This is a genomic window from Stenotrophomonas sp. YJH_SMC_4, from assembly GCF_059371575.1.
The window spans coordinates 259846-282733 of sequence record NZ_JCAFUR010000002.1 but is presented as its reverse complement, the minus strand read 5'-3'; the positions used below and the strand labels follow the sequence as shown (position 1 = coordinate 282733).

19 protein-coding genes are annotated in these 22888 nt (G+C 66.9%); 3 read left to right on the top strand and 16 right to left on the bottom strand.

What is annotated here, in order from left to right; translation table 11 throughout:
- Positions 1–7: 7 nt before the first annotated feature.
- The 5 genes from AC5P9F_RS04800 to AC5P9F_RS04780 all read right to left on the bottom strand — a co-directional run bounded on the left by AC5P9F_RS04800 (position 8) and on the right by AC5P9F_RS04780 (position 5206).
- Entirely contained in the window at positions 8–598 is a 591-nt protein-coding gene (locus AC5P9F_RS04800; protein WP_024957044.1) for a DUF2242 domain-containing protein, read from the bottom strand.
- 245 nt (positions 599–843) lie between these two features.
- Positions 844–3021 (bottom strand): carboxy terminal-processing peptidase, encoded by a 2178-nt coding sequence (locus AC5P9F_RS04795; RefSeq protein WP_005411064.1) that lies wholly within the window; start codon positions 3019–3021, stop codon positions 844–846.
- Positions 3022–3201: 180 nt separating this feature from the next.
- Positions 3202–4212 (bottom strand): lipoyl synthase, encoded by a 1011-nt coding sequence (lipA, locus tag AC5P9F_RS04790; RefSeq protein ID WP_111173743.1) that lies wholly within the window; start codon positions 4210–4212, stop codon positions 3202–3204.
- Positions 4213–4229: 17 nt separating this feature from the next.
- Positions 4230–4940, bottom strand: a complete 711-nt coding sequence (gene lipB, locus AC5P9F_RS04785) for a lipoyl(octanoyl) transferase LipB (protein ID WP_099484073.1) — start codon at positions 4938–4940, stop codon at positions 4230–4232.
- Entirely contained in the window at positions 4928–5206 is a 279-nt protein-coding gene (locus AC5P9F_RS04780; protein ID WP_005411067.1) for a YbeD family protein, read from the bottom strand. Before AC5P9F_RS04780 ends, lipB begins: the two co-directional genes overlap by 13 nt.
- Before the next feature lie 317 nt (positions 5207–5523).
- Between AC5P9F_RS04780 and AC5P9F_RS04775 the strand changes: the two genes are divergently transcribed.
- Together AC5P9F_RS04775 and AC5P9F_RS04770 are read left to right on the top strand one after the other, a co-directional pair.
- The gene (locus tag AC5P9F_RS04775) at positions 5524–6582 is read left to right on the top strand and encodes a lipid A deacylase LpxR family protein (RefSeq protein WP_171968432.1); all 1059 of its coding nucleotides are present in this window, start codon (positions 5524–5526) and stop codon (positions 6580–6582) included.
- A gap of 301 nt (positions 6583–6883) precedes the next feature.
- Entirely contained in the window at positions 6884–7843 is a 960-nt protein-coding gene (locus tag AC5P9F_RS04770; RefSeq protein WP_148239701.1) for a trypsin-like serine peptidase, read from the top strand.
- 99 nt (positions 7844–7942) lie between these two features.
- On the opposite strand, the gene AC5P9F_RS04765 is transcribed toward AC5P9F_RS04770, so the two are convergent.
- The 9 genes from AC5P9F_RS04765 to AC5P9F_RS04725 all read right to left on the bottom strand — a co-directional run bounded on the left by AC5P9F_RS04765 (position 7943) and on the right by AC5P9F_RS04725 (position 19900).
- Positions 7943–9160, bottom strand: coding sequence for a D-alanyl-D-alanine carboxypeptidase family protein (locus AC5P9F_RS04765; protein WP_005411069.1), 1218 nt, complete (start codon positions 9158–9160; stop codon positions 7943–7945).
- A gap of 100 nt (positions 9161–9260) precedes the next feature.
- Positions 9261–10532, bottom strand: coding sequence for a septal ring lytic transglycosylase RlpA family protein (locus AC5P9F_RS04760; protein ID WP_111117669.1), 1272 nt, complete (start codon positions 10530–10532; stop codon positions 9261–9263).
- Positions 10529–11674 (bottom strand): lytic murein transglycosylase B, encoded by a 1146-nt coding sequence (mltB, locus tag AC5P9F_RS04755; RefSeq protein ID WP_012481291.1) that lies wholly within the window; start codon positions 11672–11674, stop codon positions 10529–10531. The genes AC5P9F_RS04760 and mltB overlap by 4 nt, the downstream gene beginning before the upstream one ends.
- Positions 11675–12663: 989 nt before the next feature.
- Positions 12664–13758, bottom strand: coding sequence for a rod shape-determining protein RodA (gene rodA / locus AC5P9F_RS04750; RefSeq protein WP_033834551.1), 1095 nt, complete (start codon positions 13756–13758; stop codon positions 12664–12666).
- Positions 13759–13880: 122 nt separating this feature from the next.
- Entirely contained in the window at positions 13881–14993 is a 1113-nt protein-coding gene (gene rodA, locus AC5P9F_RS04745) for a rod shape-determining protein RodA (RefSeq protein ID WP_005411073.1), read from the bottom strand.
- Positions 14990–17065: a penicillin-binding protein 2 gene (gene mrdA / locus AC5P9F_RS04740; protein ID WP_005414510.1), complete on the bottom strand. Its 2076-nt coding sequence runs from the start codon at positions 17063–17065 to the stop codon at positions 14990–14992. Before mrdA ends, rodA (AC5P9F_RS04745) begins: the two co-directional genes overlap by 4 nt.
- A gap of 3 nt (positions 17066–17068) precedes the next feature.
- Positions 17069–17554 carry a rod shape-determining protein MreD gene (gene mreD / locus AC5P9F_RS04735; protein WP_005411075.1) on the bottom strand — a complete coding sequence of 162 codons (486 nt, stop codon included), beginning with the start codon at positions 17552–17554 and terminating at the stop codon, positions 17069–17071.
- Positions 17551–18732 carry a rod shape-determining protein MreC gene (mreC, locus tag AC5P9F_RS04730; RefSeq protein ID WP_495231896.1) on the bottom strand — a complete coding sequence of 394 codons (1182 nt, stop codon included), beginning with the start codon at positions 18730–18732 and terminating at the stop codon, positions 17551–17553. Before mreC ends, mreD begins: the two co-directional genes overlap by 4 nt.
- Positions 18733–18853: 121 nt before the next feature.
- Positions 18854–19900 (bottom strand): rod shape-determining protein, encoded by a 1047-nt coding sequence (locus tag AC5P9F_RS04725; protein ID WP_005411077.1) that lies wholly within the window; start codon positions 19898–19900, stop codon positions 18854–18856.
- A 283-nt stretch (positions 19901–20183) separates the two neighbouring features.
- On the opposite strand from AC5P9F_RS04725, the gene AC5P9F_RS04720 reads away from it, so the two are divergent.
- Positions 20184–21122 (top strand): carbohydrate kinase family protein, encoded by a 939-nt coding sequence (locus tag AC5P9F_RS04720; protein WP_005411078.1) that lies wholly within the window; start codon positions 20184–20186, stop codon positions 21120–21122.
- A gap of 319 nt (positions 21123–21441) precedes the next feature.
- On the opposite strand, the gene AC5P9F_RS04715 is transcribed toward AC5P9F_RS04720, so the two are convergent.
- Both AC5P9F_RS04715 and AC5P9F_RS04710 read right to left on the bottom strand, forming a co-directional pair.
- A complete protein-coding gene (locus AC5P9F_RS04715) occupies positions 21442–22077 on the bottom strand; it encodes an HAD family hydrolase (protein ID WP_114618227.1) in 636 nt (211 codons plus the stop codon).
- Positions 22065–22796 carry a hypothetical protein gene (locus AC5P9F_RS04710; RefSeq protein WP_164225389.1) on the bottom strand — a complete coding sequence of 244 codons (732 nt, stop codon included), beginning with the start codon at positions 22794–22796 and terminating at the stop codon, positions 22065–22067. The genes AC5P9F_RS04715 and AC5P9F_RS04710 overlap by 13 nt, the downstream gene beginning before the upstream one ends.
- Positions 22797–22888: the final 92 nt, after the last annotated feature.

Sequence of the window (22888 nt, the reverse complement as noted above, 5' to 3'; positions counted from 1 at the left end):
CGCACGTTCAATCCTGGTCCGTGCTCGCCGGTGCGGGCTCCGGGGTTGTGACCACGGGCGGAACGGGCTTGCCTGCCTCCGCCGGAAGGTACTGTTGCAGGCGCTGGAAGAAGCGACGATAGAACTCAGCATCGGTAACCGTGCTGCTGGCCACTTTCACCAGCGAGTCGTCATTGCTGCCGAACGGCAGCGATACAGATCCGAGCGCACCGACGCCAACACTGGCCGAGGTCGGACTCTTCTTCAACGCATAGCGATCCTGCACGGCACTGACGAATACCAGTGTCTGGCTCCCGCGCGGTGCACAGGAAATACGCAGCACCAGCTGCTCGTGATCGTCCTCGCGCGGCTGGAAGTTCTTGTTGCCTTCCACCTGCGCCGCGTCGGAACGGGCGATGGCATAGCCCTGGCTGAGCAGGGTGCGCCGTGCGGCCTCGCAGGCGTCACCGGGACGGCCATCAACGGTGCGCGAGAAGGTGTCGCCGGAATCAAAGGATTCGCGAAGCAACGTACTGTCAGCAGCGCGGCCACCACAGGCCGACAGGATCAGGGCGCTGGCGAGCGCCACGGCAACACTGGAAAGACGGGAGGCCCGCATGGGTACTCCTGCGAGGACGGTACCGCCAAGGGTAGTCCTGCGGCCGTGTGCGGCAGGTCGAAAGTACGCCCGCCAGCCCCCGCCGTTGCTGCCGGTTCATGCACGGAAAAGGGGACGGAGGGGATTAAGTCGTTTGTGGCACTTCGCCCCGCCACGCATGGCACGGCGTTACCGTGAACGAGGTCCCCCAAACGAAAAAAGGGCCGGCAATGCCGGCCCCTCGGGTATCACATGCCGTCGCCGGCTCAGTCCGCCCAGCGGCCGGCACCGGTGGACTGCGGCAGCACCTGCGCAGACAGCGGGCGGTCGTTGGCCAGCAGGTTCACCGCGTCGGCCAGGATCGAGGCTGACTCGCGCAGCAGCGGGTCCGGGCGCTTTTCGGCAGCCTTCTCGCGCGCGGCATCCTTGACGATGTCGCGCTCGTTGCCGGTCAGGCCGTCATCGCTGCTGTCATCGGCCAGCGGGTCCAGGGCCAGGCCCAGCTCCTTGCGCTGCACCTGGCGCTCCTTGCGCTGGGTATCCTGGCGCTCGCGCTCAGCGCGACGGGTCGCCTCGTTGAGCGAGATGTACTTCTTCGCCGCTTCGGTGCGGAACTGCTGCACGTCCTCGTTCCACCACTGGAACTCCTTGTCGGTGGCGATGCGCGCATCGTGACGGGTTTCCAGCTTCGGCAGCAACGGCGCGAAGTTGCCGTACTGGGTGTGCGGCACGGCGGCGATGCGGGTCCACGGCAGTGCGTTGTCGTAGGTGCTCTCGCCGAACTCGGTGGCATCGACGCTGGCCGGGAACGCCAGGTCCGGCACCACGCCCTTGTGCTGGGTGCTGCTGCCGCTGATGCGGAAGAACTGGGCAATGGTCAGCTTGACCTGGCCGAAGCGCTGGGTCTCGCCGCTCGGCCAGCGGTCAAGGTCGACGATGTTCTGTACGGTGCCCTTGCCGAAGCTGGTTTCACCGATTACCAGGCCACGACCGTAGTCCTGGATGGCACCGGCGAAGATCTCCGAGGCCGAGGCCGAACCACGGTTGATCAGCACCGCCAGCGGGCCGTCCCACGCCACGCCCTGGTTGCGGTCGCTGTTGACGGTGACGCGGCCACCGGATTCGCGCACCTGCACCACCGGCCCCTGTTCGATGAACAGGCCGGTCAGTTCGATCGCTTCATCCAGCGAACCACCGCCGTTGTTGCGCAGGTCCAGCACCACGCCGTCCAGCTTGTCGTTCTTGAAGCCGGCCAGCAGCTTGGCCACGTCGCGGGTGGCCGAGGCGTAGTCGGCGGCATTGCGGCGACGGCCTTCGAAGTCCTGGTAGAAGGTCGGCAGCTTGATCACACCGATCCTGCGTGCCGGCTCGCCGTTGGCAGCCGGGATGGTCATGGTCTCGCCCTTGGCGGCCTGTTCGGCCAGGCGCACCTTCTGGCGGGTCAGCACCAGGGTGTGGTGCTTGCCATCGGCGCCTTCGGCAGCCGGGATGAATTCCAGCTTGACCTGGGTGTCCTTGGCGCCGCGGATCTTGGCCACGACATCGTCGATGCGCCAGCCGATCACGTCCTCGACCAGGCCGGACTTGCCCTGGCCAACGCCGACGATGCGGTCACCCGGCTTCAGCGTGCCATCCACTGCGGCCGGGCCACCGGCAATGATCTCGCGGATGACCACCACATCGTCCTGGCGCTGCAGCTGCGCACCGATGCCTTCCAGCGACAGCGACATCGCCTGGTTGAAGTTCTCGGCGGTGCGCGGGGTGAAGTAATCCGTGTGCGGGTCAACGGCACTGGTGTACGAATTCATGAAGAACTGGAAGACGTCTTCGCCCTTCAGTTCATTGACCGACTTCTCCAGCGTCGCGTAGCGCTTGTCCAGCGTCTTGCGGATGTCATCCGGCTTCTTGCCGGCCAGCTTCAGGCGCAGCCAATCGTTCTTCACCGACTTGCGCCACAGCTCATCGAGCTCGGCACTGCTGGCCGCCCACGGCACCTTCTTGCGGTCGTACTCGAAGCGCTCGTCGGTGGTGAAGTCCGGCTCCTGCTTGAGCAGCTTGCGCGCGTACGCCACGCGCTCGCCGACGCGCTGCTTGTAGACGGCGAACACCTGGAACGCCGGCTCCAGCTCGCCGCCCCGGATGGCCGAGGCGATGTTGGCCTCGAACGGTGCGAAGCGCGCCACGTCGGCCTGGGTGAAGTACTGCTTGCCGCCGTCAAGCGTTTCCAGATAGCGCTTGAACACGTCCTTGGAGGTGGCCTCGTCCAGCGCGCGCGGGCGATAGGCGTAGCGGCTGTCGGACAGCAGGCCGTACACCAGCTTGGAGGTGGTCACCTGGTCGGCGGTGGCCGCCGCGGGCAATGCGGGCGAGTCGGCCTTGGCCGCCAACGCCAGTGGCGCGACCAGCGCCAGGGCCATCAGGAATGCGGGGGCTTTGAATTTCATTGACGTGCTCGAAGGCGCCTTGCCAAGGGGAAGACTGCGGGGTGTTAAGACACCACGACAGTGCCGAAAGTTGCCGGGTTTGTCACCCGGCCGCGCTCGGTGGAAAACCAGCCTAGCCGGGCCGGTGTAGCAAATTGTGAATGCAGGCGAAGGCGTGCGGACCAACGGTCCGCTCCCACCTCAGGAGACGCCGGCGCCCTTGGCCTGCACGTCGGCGTGATACGACGAGCGCACCATCGGGCCGGAAGCAACATGGCTGAAGCCCAGCTCGTAGCCGTAGTCCTCCAGCGCCTTGTAGTCTTCCGGGGTCCAGTACTTCAGCACCGGGTGGTGGTGTGCGGTCGGCTGCAGGTACTGGCCGATGGTGATCATGTCCACGTCATGCGCGCGCAGGTCGCGCATGGTGGCCTTGATCTGTTCGAAGTCTTCACCCAGGCCGAGCATGATGCCGCTCTTGGTCGGCACGTCCGGGTGCTGGGCCTTGAAGTTCTTCAGCAGGTTCAGCGACCACTGGTAGTCCGCACCCGGGCGCACGTTGCGGTACAGGTCCGGTACGGTTTCGATGTTGTGGTTGAACACGTCCGGCGGGTTCTGCGCCAGGATCTCCAGCGCGCGCTCCATGCGGCCCTTGCCACGGAAGTCCGGGGTCAGCACTTCGATGCGGGTGCCCGGCGACTTCTCGCGAATGGCGGTGATGCAGTCGACGAAGTGCTGGGCACCACCGTCGCGCAGGTCATCGCGGTCGACGCTGGTCACCACCACGTACTTCAGGCCCATGTCGGCCACGGTCTGGCCGAGGCTGGCCGGTTCGTTGGCATCCGGCGGCTTCGGGCGGCCGTGGGCCACGTCGCAGAACGAGCAGCGGCGGGTGCAGACCTCGCCCAGGATCATGAAGGTGGCGGTGCCGTGGCCGAAGCACTCGTGGATGTTCGGGCAGCTGGCTTCCTCGCACACGGTCACCAGGCGGTTTTCGCGCAGCTTGGCCTTCAGGTTCTGCACGGCATTGCCCGAAGGAATGCGCACGCGGATCCAGGACGGTTTGCGCAGCACCGGCGCGTCGGCGAACTGCACCGGCGAGCGGTTGATCTTGTCACCGCCCAGCTGCTTGACCCCGGCCTGCAACGGCGCGGCGGACGGGGAGTCGCCCTGCACGATCTGCAGGGGAATGGAACGGGCGGTGGTTTCAGTCATGGCAGTTCCGGGGGCGGTCAGGCGGCCGCAGAAAGATCGGGCAGTTCGGGGGTGTGCTGCAGCAGCAGGCCGAACTGGCGGGCCAGGTGGTCCAGCAGCACCGGCTTGACGGCCTCCATCCCGGAGGGACCGCCCAAGTCTACCACCGAGGTCACCTGCAACCCCTGATAGCCACAGGGATTGATGCGGTGGAAGGGCTCCAGGTCCATGGCCACATTGAAGGCCAGGCCGTGGAAGGTGCAGCCGCGACGCACGCGGATGCCGAGCGCAGCGATCTTGGCGCCGCCAACATAGACGCCCGGGGCACCTTCGCGACGTTCGGCACCGATGTTCCACTCGCCCAGCGTATCGATGATGGCCTGCTCGATGCGGCACACGTAATCGCGCACACCGATGCCCAGGCGCGGCAGGCGCAGCAGCGGGTAGACCACGATCTGGCCGGGGCCGTGATAGGTCACCTGGCCGCCACGGTCCACATGCAGCACCGGGATGTCGCCCGGCGCCAGCACGTGCTCGTCCTTGCCGGCCTGGCCCAGGGTGAACACCGGGTCGTGCTCGACGACCCACAGTTCGTCGGCATCGGTGTCGCTGCGCTGGTCGGTGAAGCGCTGCATGGCGCGCCACACCGGCTCGTACGCCTGGCGGCCGAGGTCACGCACCAGCGCCGGACGCGGCGCACGGTCTTCCGGGGCGGCGTCGGCCGGGCAGCTGTCGGCTACAGCGTCCACTTCACTTCCGGGTGGTCGCGCAGCGCCTGGTGCGCCAGGTCGTACTGTTCGCGGCTCTCGGCCTTGAACACGATGCGGACGGACACGTACTTGCCGTTGGAGGAATGCTTCCAGCTGATGCGTTCATTGACGACATCGATGCCGGCAGCCAGCAGCAGGCGGGGGAGCTCATGTTCCAGGCCGCGGTTGGCCGGGCCCATGGCGCTGAGCTCGAACTGGCCGGGGAACTGGAAGCCGTGGTCGGGGTTGTCGGACTTGATTTCCATGGACCCATTATCGGGCCGCAGGGCAACAAACCCAAGAGTATTCATCAAAGTCAAAGGCGGCACGGGCGAGCCGCTGCGTTGCAGCGAGCGGCGGCGCCCCTGGTGGCCAAACGCCAGCTGACTGGAACCGGCGCGCTCCGGGCCGGATCCGGCCATGGCACCGATCGCACGCATGTAACGAATTGTGCCCCCCGGACAATGTTGTTTTCGGAACAGACAAGTGATCGGAAAGCGCTCGTTCCGTCACGTACTCACGCGTACCGTGTCGTTGCATAAATCGACAGACAACCGCCCCCTTCCCCATGAGCATTCCATCCATGCGCAGCGTCGCAGTCATCGGGCTTTCCGGCCTGCTGGCCGCCACCCTCCCCCTTGCCGCCCAGGCGGCCGAACAATGTGGCCCGGACGCGATGCGCGACCACCCGCCGCAGGTCAACTTCCGCGTCGACAACGACCTGTTTGGTGGCCGCCACCAGGACCAGGGCTATACCAACGGCGCGCAGCTGACCCTGGTCTCGCCCAACCTGGTCGACTACACCGACGACCCCTGCCTGCCGCGCATGGCGCGCTGGGTGAACCAGTACCTGGAAGGCCTGCACCCGGGCAGGTTCGAGCAGCAGAACATGATCTTCAGCATCGGCCAGGGCATCTTCACCCCGACCGACCCGACCCGCCGCGACCTGATCGAGGATGACCGCCCGTATGCCGGCGTGCTGCTGGCCAGCTTCGGTTTCAACGCACGCAGCGGCGACCGCCTGCAGACCACCCAGCTGGCCGTGGGCGTGGTCGGGCCGTGGGCACAGGGCAAGCAGGTGCAGGATGCCGTGCACAACATCCTGGGCGACAAGAAGTTCGAGGGCTGGGACAACCAGCTGCACAACGAGCCGGTGTTCATGCTGACCCACGAGCGCATGCGCCGCTGGCCGGCCGATGCCAGCGTCAATGCCGGCGGCTGGGGCTGGGATGCGATCAGCCACTATGGTGGTGCGATCGGCAACCTGGAAACCAAGGCCAACGCCGGTGGCGAAGTGCGCTTCGGCTGGAAGCTGCCCGACGACTTTGGCAGCACGCCGCTGCGCCCGGCCGGCGAGAACACCGCGCCGACCCGTGGCGGCCGCCCCAGCGGCTGGTCCTGGCACCTGTTTGCGACCACCGACGCGGCATGGGTGATCCGCGACATCACCCTGGACGGCAACACCTTCCGCAACAGCCACAGCGTGGACAAGCGCCACGTGGTGGCCCAGGGGGGCTACGGCGTCGCAGTGATGCGCGGGCGCTGGAAGTTCGCAGTGGCGCGCTACCACAGTACCCGCGAGTTCAATGGCCAGCGCCAGTCGCCGGTGTTCGGCAGCTTCACCATCAGCCGCTCGCTGTAAGCGAGGGGCTGATGGTGAAGCGGGTAGGTGCCGACCGTTGGTCGGCACACCGGTTTGCATCGTTCGCTGCATAAGGCATTTCTTCCGCCGGGCATGACTCGGCGCCATTGCCCGGGCAAAGGCCGAAACGGGTGACCTCCAGGCCGCGTTGGCGCTCGACTGGGTCCACCCGATCACAGGCCAGCGACGAAGCGTGCTGAAAGTACAACTTCTCTCATGGCACGACCGCTGGCGCCACGCTATCTCTGTTCGCACTCCGAGCAGAGGTCCTGTCATGCACCATCGTCCACATGCGTTTCGCATGGCATTGGGCATAGCAATCACCGCATGTGCCACCTTCTCGACCACTGCGTCGGCTGGCGATCTGGTTGAGCACTGGATGGAGACCTCACAGGAAGAGGTCCTCGCCTACTGGACGAATGAAAGACTCGCTGCCGTACCCGACAAGGGAGAAGCTGCCATCAAGCCACCGGGGCCGGATCCACTGCAGACCGACGGTGACCCATGGCGGGGCACAGGCCCACACCCTGCTGGTGTCGGGCGGCTTTTCCTGACCCGCCCGGATGGCGAGGACGCTTCGTGCACCGCCACCGTAGTCGACAGCCTTGGTGGCGACATCCTGGTGACAGCATGGCATTGCCTTGCGCAGCTGGACGAGCACGGTGCCGTCCACTGGAGTCGCCACCTTCTCTTCGCACCGTTTTTCGAGAATGGCACTGCGCCGCTGGGAAAGTATCCAGTACGGCGGATCGTCGCACCGCAGGCCTCAATTTCCGGCGCACTCGACACCAGTTTCCTGCAGACCCACACCGATGCATCCGGCCAGGGGCCCGCGCGCCACGCTGGCAGCCAGGCCATTCGCTTCGATGAGCGCCCCGCAACCGGTCCCCGCGTTACGTTCGGCTACCCCGTTTCAGCCAATGGCATCGGCCTCATCCCGCCAACACCCTGGTACGAATTCGGAAATCCCGAATACACCGGCCAGCAACTGGCTTATTGCGCCACTTCACGCGTTGAACTGTCACCGTGTCGACCCTTCGGTTCGGAGAAGATTCTTCAGTGGGGCCTTGTCTGCGTGCAGGGCCCGGGTTCCAGCGGCGGACCGGTGCTGGAAGCGTTTGATTTCGACAACGGCCATGGAATCGTTGTGGGAGTAAACAGCATGGGCGTGGTCAACGACGGCCGCGCCCATCTGTGTTCGGCCGAGACCGAGGCGCTGGCCGAACGTGCCTACTGGTACATCCAGCAGCGCACCCCGTGAAACTTCAAGGTTCTCCATTCAAGCCCGCATCGCGTTCCAACAGAGAAACGAAAAGGCCGGCATTCGCCGGCCTTTTCGTTCACCACACCTGAGCGTGGATCACTCCGATTCCCACCACATCCAGAAGCTGTCCCACAGGCGCTTGAAGAAGCCGGCCTGCTCGACGGCAGCCACGGCCACCAGCGGTGCCTCGGCGATGACCTTGCCATCCAGGGTGACCTTCACGGTACCGATCTGCTGGCCGGCGGTGAACGGTGCTTCCAGGGTCTTGGGCACGTCGATGCTCGGCTTCAGGTCGTTGTAGCGGCCGCGCGGCACGCTGACCAGCATCGGCTGGGCCACGCCCAGCTGCACCTTGTCGGTGGTGCCCTTCCAGACCTTGTGCTCGGCCACGGCCTTGCCCGGCTCGTAGAGGCGGTGGGTCTCGAAGAAGCGGAAGCCCCAGTTCAGCAGGGCCAGGCTGTCATCGGCACGCTGCTTCTCCGACGCACCGCCCAGCACCACCGCGATCAGGCGCTGGTCGCCACGCTGGGCCGAGCTCATCAGGCAGTAGCCCGCCTCGGAGGTGTGGCCGGTCTTGATGCCGTCCACGCTGCCATCGCGCCACAGCAGCAGGTTGCGGTTCGGCTGCTTGATGTTGCCGACCTGGAATTCCTTGATCTTGTTGTACGCGTAGGTTTCCGGGTAATCGCGGACCATCGCGCGGCCCAGCAGCGCCAGATCGTAGGCGGTGCTGTGGTGGCCCTGCGCGGTCAGGCCATGGGCGTTGACGAAGTGCGAGTCCTTCATGCCGATCTTGGCGGCGTAGCTGTTCATCAGCGAGGCAAAGGCCTCTTCGCTGCCAGCCACATGTTCGGCCAAGGCGATCGCGGCATCATTGCCGGACTGGATCGCCATGCCCTTTTCCATGTCTTCCAGGCGCGCGGTCTGGTTGACCGGGAATCCGCTGTAGCTGCCATCGGTGCCGGCGCCACCTTCGCGCCAGGCGCGCTCGCTCATCATCACCTGGTCATCCGCACGGACCTTGCCGTTCTTGACCTCGGCGGCGATCACGTAGGACGTCATCACCTTGGTGATGCTGGCCGGGGCCAGCTGCTCGTGGATGTTTTCACCAGCCAGCACCTGGCCGGTGGCGTAATCCATCAGCACCCAGGCCTTGGACACGCTTGGCGCCGGGGCCGGCGGAGTGGCGACGGTGGCCGGGGCGGCGGCGGCGGCGGGCGCCGGCGTGGCCGGAGTCGGCAGCGGCGTCTGGGCGGAAGCCAGGCCCACCACCAGGGTGGCGGCCAGGGCGGTGGCGGCGGAACGGAAATTCATTGGACAGCAGGCTCCAGGGGACGGCCGGGAATGGAGGGTGGAACGTAACGGCCATTGTAAGGCCGGGGGAGCATGGGCCGGCAGCACCGGCCCGGGCGGATCAGTCCTTGACGATCTGCGGCGAACCCAGGCCCAGACCGGCGATGCGACCGACAAGTTCCGCCGCACTGGCATGGTCGCTTGCCGGAACACGCAGGCGGAACAGGGTGCGGCCACCGGCGGCGATGTCGCTGATGGTCGCGCCGACGATGCCGGCGGCACTGAGCTGGCCCATCGCGCGGTTGGCGTTGTCGCGGTTGGAGAAGCTGGCGACCTGCACCATCACCGCGCCGACCATCTGCTGCGACAGGCTCGGCGCCGCCGCGGCGGCACGCACCGGTGCCGGTGCCGGTGCCACCGCGCGCGGGGCCGTGCTGGCGACAACGGCCGGAGCCGGCGCGGAGTTGCGCACCACCGGCGCGATTGGCGGCAGGCTGCTGACCGCCACATCCGGCGCGGTGCTGGCCACGCCCCGGGTGGTGGCCGGCTGGCCGCGCGCCGGGGCGCCATCGGTCGGCAAGCGGTTGACCAGGCGATCGATATCACTGTCGGTGGAAGCACGTGGCGGCGCCGGGCGCGCACTGGCCACCGCGGTGGCGGCGGCCGCTTCAGCCGCGCGACGCTCGCGACGCGACGGCTTCTGCGCCATCAGGTTGCTCTCGCCCGGTTGCAGCGCGCGCACCTCGACATTGCCGGTACCGCGTTGGGTGATGCCCAGGCGCACGGCGGCGGCATAGCTGAGATCGACCACGCGGCCGTCATGGAACGGGCCACGATCATTGACACGCACGATCACCGACTCGCCGTTGTCCAGGTTGGTCACGCGGGCGAAGCTGGGCAGCGGCAGCGTCTTGTGCGCGGCAGTGAACTGGTACATGTCGTAGACCTCGCGGTTGGAGGTCAGGCGGCCATGGAACTTGGCCCCGTAGTACGACGCGGTGCCGCGCTCGACGTAGTCATGGGTGTCGTCGAGCACCTTGTACGACTTGCCCAGCACCACGTACGGCGACTTGTTGCCGATGGCCGAACGTTCCTCGGCGGTCACTTCCGGCTCGGGGATGCAGGCCACGTTGGGAATGTAGTCGGGCGTGCTGTCACGCACGCCTGGTTTGTACAGGCCACCAGCGGTGTAATTGCCGCGGGTGCTGAGGTCTTCCTTGGCCGCTGCATACGGCGAACCTTCCGGGCAGTGCGCCGGTCGCGAACCACGGCCCTGCACCACCGTCCCGCTGGACTTGCCACCATGGCCGGCCGTGGCCGGCTGCTTCGGCGCGCTGCTGCAGGCCGCCAGCGCGAAGACGATCAAGCTCGGGACCAACCATCTGATGTTCATGCCGGGGGCAGCTCCTGTCCGGCGATGGCCTGGGACAGCTGGAACACGGCCATCGCGTACATCTTCGAGAGGTTGTAGCGGGTGATCGCGTAGTAGTTCTGGAAGCCCAGCCAGTACTGCTTGCCGGTGCTGCCTTCCAGGGTGATCGGGGTGGCGGTGGCGCCCGGCTGCACCGGCGTGCTCGGCTGGTAGCCGCGCTGTGCGAGGTCGGCCAGCGACCAGGTGGGCATCCATTCGGTCGGGTTGAACTCCTCGCGGCCCGGGGCCAGCGTGGCCGGTACCGCAACCTGGCCACCACGCACCCAGCCCCCCTTCTTCACGAAGTAGTTGGCGATGGAGGAGAACACGTCGTCGTAGCTGTTGAACAGGTCGCGTCGACCATCACCATTGCCGTCCACCGCGTAATCGAGGTAACTGGACGGCATGAACTGGCCCATGCCCATCGCACCGGCATAACTGCCCTTGAGCGTGGTGATGTCCAGTTTTTCTTCGCGGCCCAGCTCGAACAGCTTGGCCAGCTCATCGCGGAAGAACAGCTCGCGGCGCACTTCGCGTTCGAGCTTGGCCGGGTCGCCGCTGCGTGGGTAGTAGAACGCCAGCGTGTACAGCGCATCGAGCACGCGATGGCTGCCGGCATTCTTTCCGTAACTGGTTTCCACGCCGATGATCGCCACGATCACTTCGGCCGGCACGCCGGTGCGCTGCTGCACGCGATCCAGTTCGGCACGGTGTTCGGCCAGGAACGCGCGACCGCCATCAATGCGTGCCTTGCTGATGAACATCGGCCGGTATTCGTTCCACGGCTTGACCCGCTCGGCCGGGCGCGACATCGCGGCGATGATCGGCTGGCGCACCTGCGCCTGGTCGAGCACGCTGCTGATCTGCTCCGGCTTCAGGCCATAGCGCTTGGCGGTATCGGCAATGAAGCGGGCCCGCGCGACCTCGAACGGCACCGGGGTGAGATCGACCGGCGGCGCGGTAGCCGCAGTTGCTTCGGGTGCAGCCTCGGCCGGCCCATGGGCCTTGGTGGCGGGCTGGCGCGGCGTACTGCTGGCCTGGGGTGAAGACGGTGGGGACTTCGGCTGGGTCGCGCAGGCGACCAGGCCGAGGGTGAGCATGCAGGCCAGAGTGCGTCGAATCATCGTCGCAGGTTAGCAGGTCATGGATGAATTAAAACCCCTAACACCATGAATCACAACGATTTGCCCGTGTTCAGCGGGAAATGTGAAGACGTCGTGATCGCACTTCCCCATTCAGATAGAGGTTGCCGGTTGCGTCCCCATCCCCGCAGACGCAACCGGCGACCGGATCCGGTCGATACCTGCGCGGCTGCCGCTCCCCAGTGGCAGTGCCCCGCGCTCCTTGTATCCGTTGGATCAGTACTGCTTCCCGCCCGACGCCCCCTCGCGCTGCAACGATAGACGGCGCGCCGTGCCGAACGGGCCGCCATTGTGCAGGCCGATTACGACAAGTCCATTGATCAAGATCAACGCGGCGTAAAAGTGTGAACCAGCTAACGTTTTTTGCGGACTTTGGTCAGCGAGTGTGCTGTCCTGCATCGTTGTGAGAACGCTTCCACAGCGAGCGTTGCGCAGAGTCAGGAAGTTTCCAGCCAACGGCGCAGCCCCTCGTGGGTGGTCGCGCAAAGCAGTTCATGGGTGGGGCCGGGTAGATGGGCTGCGCAGGGGGCGCTGCAAGTACGTCCATGTAAGCTCGGTCGCCGCATCCATGCGGCTCACGCCCCTGCGCAACCCATCTACCCGGCCACGGACAGGTTCCGAGCGCGGCCACCCACGGAGAAGAGAAGAAAATTCAAAAGCGGGTCGCGGCGCTGCGCTTGCTCGTGAGCCGAGCATGGCTCGGCTCTACAGGAAGCAATGAAGCAACCGGCCAAGCTGCTTTTGCCTTTGATCTTCTTTTTCTTCTCCGTGGGTGGAGAACGCCCGTGAACTGTCAGCGGCCGGGTGGGTGGGTAGTGCGGGGTGTCCGCGGCATGGATGCCGCGGCCAAGCCCCCATGGACGGGTTTACGGCGTCCCCGCACTACCCACCCACCCGGCCAGCCCTCAGCAATCCGGCTTTAAGCGACCAACCCAACCACCCACGAGGGGCTGCGCCGTTGGCTGGAAACCCTATCCCCCGTGCACGGGCCGGTGCCCGCGCACCGCCATCACCAGCCCGATACCCGCCAGCAGCGACACCGCCGAGGTACCTCCATAACTGATCAACGGCATCGGAATGCCCACCACCGGCAGCAGGCCGGAAATCATCCCGCCGTTCACCAGTACGTACACGAAGAACGCCAAGCCCAGGCTGCCGGCCAGCAACCGTGCGTGCGTGTCGCGGGCGTGCACCGCGATCCACAGGCAGCGGCCGACCACGAACAGGTACAGCGCAAACACGGTGGCCACGCCGATCCAGCCGAACTCTTCGGCCAGCACCGAGAACGCGAAGTCGGTGGTGTACTCAGGCAGGAAGTCCAGCGTGGCCTGGGTGCCCTGCCCCCAGCCGCGCCCGTCCCAGCCACCGGAGCCGATCGCGATGCGCGACTGCAGGATGTTCCAACCGGTGCCAAGCGGATCCGCCGACGGATCAAGGAAGGTCAGCACGCGATCCTTCTGGTACTGCCGCAGCAGGCCGAACCAGGCCAGCGGCGCGGCAACGGCAAGGCCCGTCGCGCCAGTGGCCACCCAGCCCCAGTGCAATCCGGCCAGCAGCAGCGCGAACACGCCGCTGGCGGTAACCAGCGTGGCGGTGCCCAGGTTGGGCTGCATCAGGATCAGCACGGCGGGTACACCGATCAGCACAGTGGTGGTCAGTACGGTGCGCGGCGACGGTGGCAGCGGTTGCCGATGCAGGTACCAGGCCATCATCAGCGGCAGGCTGAGCTTGAGCAGTTCGGACGGCTGCAGGTAGAACACGCCGAGATTGAGCCAGCGCTGCCCGTACTTGCCTGTACCGATCACATACACCGCCATCAGCGGCAGCATCGACAGCGCATAGATTGCCGGCGTCCACGCGCGCAGCCGCAGCAGCGAAACGCGGGACAGCAGCCACATCGACGCCAGGCCACCGGCAAAACGCGCCGCCTGCCCAGCCACCGGACCGGACACGCTGTGCAGCACCGCCAGGCCCGCGCCCATCAGGATCAGCAACGCGATCAGCAATGGCAGATCGATCGTGCGCGCCACCTCACGGCAGCCGCCAAGCAGTCGTTTCCATTCCACGCGGGCACGGTAGCAACGGGTGCTTGCGTGAAGCTGTCAGGGTGCTCCTGCTCTCCGTAGCCGAGCTGCGGGGTCAGATCCCTTTTTCCTGTGGAAAAAGGGATCTGACCCCGACGCCGGACTCAACCGTAGCCGCCGTGCACTGGATTGTGGCTGCGCACCGCCATTACCAGGCCGAAACCGGCCAGCAGCGACACCGCCGAAGTACCGCCGTAGCTGATCAGCGGCATCGGCACGCCCACCACCGGCAGCAGGCCGGAAATCATCCCGCCGTTCACCAGTACATAGACGAAGAACGCCAGGCCAGTGGCGCCGGCCAACAGGCGCGAATAGGAATCGCGCGACTGGCTGGCGATCCACAGGCAACGCCCGATCACCACCAGGTACAGGGTCAGCACCAGGGCCACACCCATCCAGCCGAATTCCTCGCTCAGCACCGAGAACGCGAAGTCGGTGGTCTGTTCGGGAATGAAGTTCAGGTGCGACTGCGAGCCCTCGCCCCAGCCCTTGCCATCGAAGCCGCCGGAGCCGATCGCGATCTTCGACTGGATGATGTTCCAGCCGGCCCCCAGTGCATCCATCTCCGGGTCCAGGAACATCATGATGCGGTCCTTCTGGTACGGCCGCAGCAGCCAGAACCAGGCCACCGGCGCGACCGCAGCCACGCCGCCCACGCCCAGCCCGACCCACCACCACGGCAGGCCTGCCAGCAGCAGTACAAACACGCCGCTGGCGGCGATCAGCACGCCGGTACCGAAGTCGGGCTGCAACATCACCAGGCCGGTCGGCACGCCGATGATGATCAAGGCCACGAGCACGGTGTTGAAGCGCGGCGGCAGCGGCATCTTGTGCAGGTACCAGGCCACCATCATCGGCAGGCTGACCTTCAGCAGCTCGGCCGGCTGCAGGTAGAAGAACTTCAGGTCCAGCCACTGCCGGCCGTACTTGCCGGTGCCGAGCACGAACACCGCCAGCAGCGGAATCATGGAGATCGCATAGATCATCGGCGTGGCCGAGCGGATGCGCAGGATCGGCACCCGCGAGATGCCCCACAGTGCAGCCATGCCCACCGCGAAACGCGCGCCCTGGGCCATCACCAGGCCGTCGCCACCGGCACTCTTCAAGGTGGCCAGGCCGATCACCATCAGCGCGCCCAGGGCGAGGCACAACACCCAGTCCAGCGTGCTGAAGAAGCGGCGCAGCATGTCGCCGGCCCAGCGCAGGAACACTTTCATCGTGCGGGCTCCGCAACCGTCGGGCGTGGCGTGGCCGGCACTGCGGCAGCGGCCGGCGTGCCCGGCTGCGGCGCAGGGGCCGGTTCGGGGGTGGGGGCACCCACCTGCACCGGGTGTTCGCCCAGCTGCGCGGCCGCCAGATCACCGGCCTGGCGTGCGCCGGCGTCTTCGTTGTCGAACGCGGTGGCACCGATGGCGGTGGTACCACGCTCGCTGTCCAGCGGCTGCATGCCCTCGGGCATCTTGCCCAGCAGGTAGGCATCGAACACCTTGCGGGCGATCGGCGCAGCAGCCGAACCACCATAGCCACCGCCTTCCACCGCCACCGCGATCGCGATCACAGGGTTTTCGACCGGCGCGAAGCCGACGAACAGCGCGCGGTGGCGCAGGTGCATCGGCAGGCTCTTCGGGTTCACCGCTGCGGTGCCCTTGCGGCTGATGACCTGCGCGGTACCGGTCTTGCCGGCCATCACGTACGGCGCACCGACCGCCACGCGCCAGCCGCTGCCGCCCGGCCGCATGGTCGCCATCATGCCCTCGCGCACCGCCTGCACGTTGTTGGGGTTGGGGCTGACCGGCTTGCTCTCGCCGGGCGGCGTCGCGGTCCAGTCGCTGTCGAAGCCGTCGCGCTGCTGGATCACCAGGTGCGGGGTGCGCAGCTGCCCGTCGGCCAGCGCGCTGACGCCGCGCGCCAACTGCAGCGGGGTGACCTTCCAGTCGCCTTGGCCGATGCTGATGTTGACCGTATCGCCGGGGTACCAGGCTTCCTTGCGGGTCTTCCGCTTGTAGGCCGGCGACGGCAGGATGCCGCCGATTTCGCCGGTGAGGTCGATACCGGTCGGCTGGCCGAAGCCGTAGTACTCCATGTAATGGTCGAAGCGCTCGATGCCCAGGTCCAGCGCCAGCTTGTAGTAGTAGGTGTTGACCGACTCGGCGATGGACTTGCGCAGGTCGGTCCAGCCATGGCCGCCACGATGCGCATCACCCCAGCCACGGCTGGTGCCGGGCAGGTAGAACATGCCGGTGGACAGCACCTTGTCTTCCGGGCGGCGCACGCCCGAGTCCAGGCCGGCCAGGCCGATCAGCGGCTTCAGCGTGGAACCGGGAGCGACGCCGCCGAGCACCAGGCGGTTGAACTGCGGCCGCGACGGGTTCTCGTTCAGCGCCTTGAAGTCGGCATGGGAAATGCCGTTGACGAACAGGTTGGGGTCGTAGGACGGCAGGCTGACCATCGCCAGCACCTCGCCGGTACGGGGGTCCATCGCCACTGCCGAGCCTTCCTGGTCACCGAACGCGGCCACCATCGCGCGCTGCAGGTCGGCGTCGATCGACAGCCGCAGGTCGGCGCCGGACTGCGCGGCCACCCGGCCGATGGTGCGGATCGCGCGGCCCTGCACGTTGGTTTCGACCTGCTCGTAGCCGACCTTGCCGCGCAGCTGCTGCTCGTAATAGCGCTCCAGGCCGGACTTGCCGATGTGGGTCAGCGCGGCATTGCCTTCGCCGAGGATCTCCAGGTCCTTGTCGTCGACACGGCCGACGTAGCCGATGATGTGCGCGAACAGGTCGCCGTACGGGTAGCGCCGGGTCAGGTAGGGCTCAAGCTCGACGCCGGGGAAGCGCCAACGGTCGACGGCGAAGCGCGCCATCTCCTCGTCGCTCATGCGCAGCTTCAGCGTGACCGGCAGGAACTTGCGGCGCGCCTTGCGCGACTTGTTGAACGCTTCCAGCTCTTCCGGGCTGATGCTGATGATCTTCGCCAGCCCTTCGAGGGTGGCGTCCATGTCCTTGACCTTGTCCGGGGTCACGTCCAGGCGGAACGCTGGCACGTTCTCGGCCAGCAGGCGGCCGTTGCGGTCGTAGATCATGCCGCGCCCGGGCACCACCGGCCGCGGCTTGATGCGGTTGGCTTCCGAGCGCGTGGCGTAGACGTCGTGATCCAGCACCTGCAGCTTGAAGTACCAGCCGCCCAGGCCCAGCAGGCAGACCAGCACGCCCAGGAAACCCAGCGCCGCACGGCGGCGGAACTGTTCGGCTTCGGCGTGCGGGTTCTTGACCTGGCGGCGCGGGATCATGGCTCAGCGCCCGCGCTTGCCGAAGCGCACTGCGTCCAGCAGCACGAACACCAGCGGCCACAGGCCCATGCCCAACAGCGGGGCCCACCAGTACGACCACGGCAGGGTCGGCTCGCCCACCAGGATGTGGACCAGCGCGCTGACGATGCGGTCGTTGAACAACAGGCCACCGATGGCCAGCATCTGCTGCGACATCGGGAAGAAGCGGATGCGGGCGCGGAAACGCTGCAGGATGAAGGCCAGCATCACCAGCCGCAGCGCCTGTTCGCCGAGCACGCCGCCGTACAGCAGGTCGGCGACCACGCCGCTGGCGAAAGCAATGCCCAGGCCGACGCGCTCGGGCGTCTCGATCACCCAGTACGCCAGCACCAGCGCCAGCCAGTACGGGCGCAGCGGCTGCAGCAGCGCCGGCAACGGCAGCAGGCCCAGCAGCAGGGCTACGACCAGGCTGGCCGGCAATACCCACGGGTTGTCGCGCAGGCGGCTCATCGCTGGGCCTCCGGCGTGGTCGGTTGCCGGCCAGCGGCCGGCACTACCGGGGCGGCAGGATCAAGCGAGGATGCGGGGGCAACAGTCCTCGTTTGCGACGAGGGCTGTTGCCGGCCAGCGGCCGGCACTACCGGAGCGGCAGGATCAAGCGAGGATGCGGGAGCAACAGTCCTCGCTTGCGACGAGGGCTGTTGCCGGCCAGCGGCCGGCACTACCGGGGAGCTGACCGGAGCTGGCGTCGTTGTCGCTGGCGCGGCTCCCGCAGGCACGGTGCCGCCGGTGGCCGGGCCACCCGGAGTGGCTTCTTCCAGCTGCAGGCGCAGTTCCGGCGGAATGCGGATCGCCGCACCGGGGCGCAGCAGCAGCACATCACGGCCACGATCCAGCTGGGCGGCTGGCTTCAGTTCGCCGACCAGGAAGGCATGGGTGTCGTCCGGGCGCAGGCCGGTGATGGTGCCGACCGGGAAGCCGGCCGGGAAGCGGCCACCGAGGCCGGAGGTGACGATCTCATCGCCCACTTCCACACCGGCGCTGAGCGGGATGTCGCGCAGCTCCAGCGTGTCGCCGCGGCCGTAGACGATCAGGCGTACGCCGTTGCGGGCCACGGTGACCGGCACCGCGTGGTCGGGGTCGGTCAGCAGCAGCACGGTGGAGGTACCGCCGGTGACGCTGATCACCTGCCCCATCAGGCCACCGGCATCGATCACCGCCTGCCCGACATGCACGCCTTCGCGGCTGCCGGCGTCGAGCACCAGGCGCTGCTTCACCGGGTCCAGGTCGATATCCAGGATCGGCGCCAGCTGCACGTCCAGGCCACTGCGCTCGGCCACGTTCAGCAGTTCGCGCAGCTGGGCGTTGTCCAGCGCTGCGGTCTGCAGTCGGGTCAGGCGCGCGTTGGCCAGCAGCAGCTGGTTGCGCAGTTCACGGTTCTCGGTGACCAGCTGGGTGTGGCTGGCCGCGGAATCCTTGACCTGGTTGCCGAGCTTGCCGGGCAGACCCGCCAGTGCCCACACAGGCTGCACCAGGCTGTTGGCCTGCTCGCGCAGGCGCGCCAGCCAACCCGCCTGATCGTCAAGGACGATCAGTGTGATGGCCAATGCAAGATAGGCCAGCAACCGCAGGGGGCTGGCGGCATCACCGGATCGGGAGGCAACGGGAGGACCGGCGTAGGGCGGCACGGCAACGATTCAACTGGCAGAAGGCGGAAGGGAAACACGCGGACGCCCCGCCGGTGCCGGCCCGCCATCGCGGCGGGCCGCACCCCGGAAGGGCGCGGCGGGCAGGAACGGCCGGGACGGCTTATTCCGGCGCAAAGAACTCGTTGCCGTGCATGTCGACCAGTTCCAGCGCACGACCGCCACCGCGGGCCACACAGGTCAGCGGATCGTCGGCCACCTGCACGTGCAGGCCGGTTTCCTCGGAGATCAGGCGGTCCAGGTCACGCAGCAGGGCGCCGCCGCCGGTCAGCACGATGCCGCGCTCGGCAACGTCGGCACACAGTTCCGGCGGGGTCTGCTCCAGCGCCAGCTTGACCGCGCTGACGATGCCCGACAGCGGTTCGTGCAGGGCTTCAAGCACCTCGTTGGAGCTGATCTTGATCATCTTCGGCACGCCCTCGGCGAGGTTGCGGCCGGAGATCTCCAGCTCCTGCACCTCGGCCTGCGGGTAGGCACAACCCAGCTCGACCTTGATGCGCTCGGCGGTGGCTTCACCGATCAGCATGCCGTGGTTGCGGCGCACGTAGTTGGTGATGGATTCGTCGAAGCGGTCGCCGCCGATGCGGACCGAGGCCGAATAGACGATGCCGTTGAGCGAGATCACGGCCACTTCGGTGGTGCCGCCGCCGATGTCGATGACCATCGAGCCACGGGCTTCGGTGACCGGCATGCCGGCGCCGATCGCGGCAGCCATCGGCTCTTCGATCAGGTACACGTCACGGGCACCGGCTTCCTCGGCCGATTCCTTGATCGCGCGGCGCTCGACCTGGGTCGAACCGGCCGGCACGCAGACCAGCACGCGCGGGCTCGGGCGCAGCACGCGCGACTTGTGCACCTTCTTGATGAAGTGCTTGAGCATCGCCTCGGTGTAGGTGAAGTCGGCGATGACGCCGTCCTTCATCGGGCGGATGGTGGTGATGTGGCCCGGGGTACGGCCGAGCATCTGCTTGGCCTCGGCGCCAACGGCTGCCACCGAGCGGGTGCCACCGATGGCACGGTCCTGGCGCACGGCCACGACCGACGGCTCGTTCAGCACGATCCCCTGCCCGCGCACGTAGATGAGGGTGTTGGCCGTGCCCAGGTCGATGGACAGGTCGTTGGAGAACATGCCACGGAGTTTCTTGAACATCTGAGGAAGGAGTCCTGAGGGGTGTCGTGCCCGCCGCGGGATGGCGAAAAAATGGGCAGAAATCGAGGCCGACAAGCCTAGCAACCCGCCTGCCGCCGAGCAAGGAAAAAACTAGCTGAACCCGCGTCTTCACAGGCTTTCGGCCTGATCGGGCATCACCCGGTTCTGGCCCTGAGCGGCACCAGCGGGTAACCTTTGCGCCGTCGGGCGCCCAAGGGCGCCGTTTGCTTGCCCGCTGAACCGGGCCGGCCCACCCCAAAATTCACCGCATAGGCTTACATCGATGTCCGCTCTGATCTGTGGTTCTCTTGCCTTCGACACCATCATGGTGTTCCCGGACCAGTTCAAGAATCACATCCTGCCGGACAAGGTGCACATCCTGAACGTGTCCTTCCTCGTGCCGCGCATGCGCCGCGAGTTCGGCGGCTGCGCCGGCAACATCGCCTACAACCTGCACCTGCTGGGCGGCCAGCCGATCCCGATGGGCACCGTGGGTTCGGACTTCGGCCCGTACCGCGAATACTTCGAAGGCCTGGGCATCGATCTGTCGCGTGTGCGCGTGATCGACGAGCTGTTCACCCCGCAGGCGTTCATCACCACCGACCACGACAACAACCAGATCACCGCCTTCCACCCGGGCGCGATGATGCGCTCCTACGAGAACCATGTGCGCGGCGTGCCGGGCGTGACCCTGGGCCTGGTCGGCCCGGACGGCCGCGAAGGCATGATCCAGAACGCGCAGGAATTCCACGAGGACGGCATTCCGTTCATCTTCGACCCGGGCCAGGCCATGCCGCTGTTCAACGGCCCCGAGCTGCGCGCCTTCATCGATCAGGCCGACTACGTGGTGGTCAACGACTACGAGTCGAACCTGCTGCAGGAGCGCACCGGCTGGGACGAGAAGGAGATCGTCAGCCGGGTCAAGGCCTACATCACCACCCGTGGCCCGAAGGGTGCGGTCATCCACACCCCGGAAAAGAGCTACGACATCCCGCCGGCGCACGAGCGCCGCGTGGTCGATCCGACCGGCTGTGGCGACGCCTTCCGAGCCGGCCTGATCTACGGCATCCAGAAGGGTTACGACTGGCTGACCATCGGCCGCATGGGCAACCTGATGGGCGCGCTGAAGGTCGAGCACCCGGGCACGCAGAACCAGCGCTTCACCTTCGATGAGTTCAACGAGCAGTTCAAGCAGCAGTTCGGTTACGCGCTGGGCGCGTAAGCCGAACTGCCCGCGCATTCCACCTTGTCCCCGCGCCTTCGGCGCGCCCCCTTGAACAACAAGGGGGCTTTCCACCCGATGCGCTGCTGGGAATGCTGTTGGTAGGTGTCGACCTTGGTCGACACTGCCGGCCAGCGGCCGGCACTACCCCTTCTGCTGCCAGGCCGCCAGCCTGGCCACGGGTGTTCTGGTAGGTGTCGACCTTGGTCGACACTGCCGACCAGCGGCCAGCACTACCCCTTCTGCCAGGCCGCCAGCCTGGCCACGGGTGTTCTGGTAGGCGTCGACCTTGGTCGACACTGCCGGCCAGCGGCCGGCACTACCCCTTCTGCTGCCAGGCCGCCAGCAAGGCGCGGCAATCGGCGAAATGCCAGTCGGCGCTGCCGGGCCACGGGTTCTCCGGCAGATTGACCAGCACGGTGTGGGTGCCCGCGGCGCGCCCGCACTCCAGGTCGTAGGCGTGGTCACCGACCATCACCGCGTGCGCAGCCCCGATGCCCCAGCGACGAAGATGCTGCTGCAGGCCATCCGGCGAGGGCTTGGGCACCGCTTCATCGCGGCCGATGATGTCGGCGTCGTCGAACAACGCCCCGACCCCGATCGCCTCCAGCGTCAGCTTCGCCAGCGCATGGTCGTTGCGGGTCAGGATGCCCAGCCGGCAACCTGCCGCCGACAGCGCGCGCAGCAGCTTCACCGCCCCCGGCGCTGGCAGCGCGTCCTCGGCCAGGGCGCGCTCGTGATCCAGCAGCCACGCGCGCTTGGCCTGCGCCGGTGCGTCGGGCAATGCCGCGATATGGTCGAGGATGTCTTCCTCCGCGGCGATCTCCAGCGCTCGGCGGATCGCGGCGAAATCATGCACGGCCACCGTCAGCGTGCCGTCCATGTCGAACACCCAGTGCCGGATCGCGGACAACGCGTGCACTGCGCTGCCCGTCGCAACCTTCACTGCCACCACTGCGGCATGCGGCTGGCGTCGACACCGCCGGTTTCGAACACGGCCGTTCGCGTGCCACCGGCCTTGACCGGGAACTCGATGCTGATCGACTTGCCCTTGCGCGCCAGTTTCCACAGTGCCTTCTGATCGGTGATGAACAGGGCGATGGCTTCATCAGTCTTCGGGCGCCAGGCCGCCATTGGTACCGGCTTGCCGTCATCCACGGTCACTTTCACCGTGCATTGCGGGCAACGGAAATCACCGGCCTGCAGCACCAGGTAGGCATGCCGCTTCCACTCCGGATGATCGCGGAACACCAGCTGCACCGGTTTGGCGCCGCTGCCATCCACGTCCACCCGTTCCTTGCTGTAGATCTGCGCCGAGACCTGGTTGCCCTTGCTGCCCACCGGAATCTGGTTGTACTGCCATAGCCCCTGCATGCGGCGCAGGTCGCGCGCGGCGTCGCCCTTGGCCTTGACCTCGTCGAAGCCTGCGGCGATGCGGTCGGCGGCAGCGGTGTCCTTGTACTGGTCCAGCAGCGAGGCACCATGCAGGCGCGCGCGTTCCCAGTCCTGCGCGGCCACGGCCATGTCGTACTGCTTGGCCACGTCTTCGGCCTTGGCCTCCTTCTGTGCCTGCGCGGCGGCCGCAGCGGCTTCCTGCGCCTTGCGTTCCTCTTCCGGGTTGCTGCAGGCGGCCAGGGCCAGGGTGCAGGCGGTGAGCAGGATCAGTCGTTTCATGGCGGAGGTCCTATGCGAGTGCATCCCGATTCTATCGGCAGCGAAAAGCGGATACACCAACGGCGGGTTTCCCCGCCGTTGGTGGTGAAGCA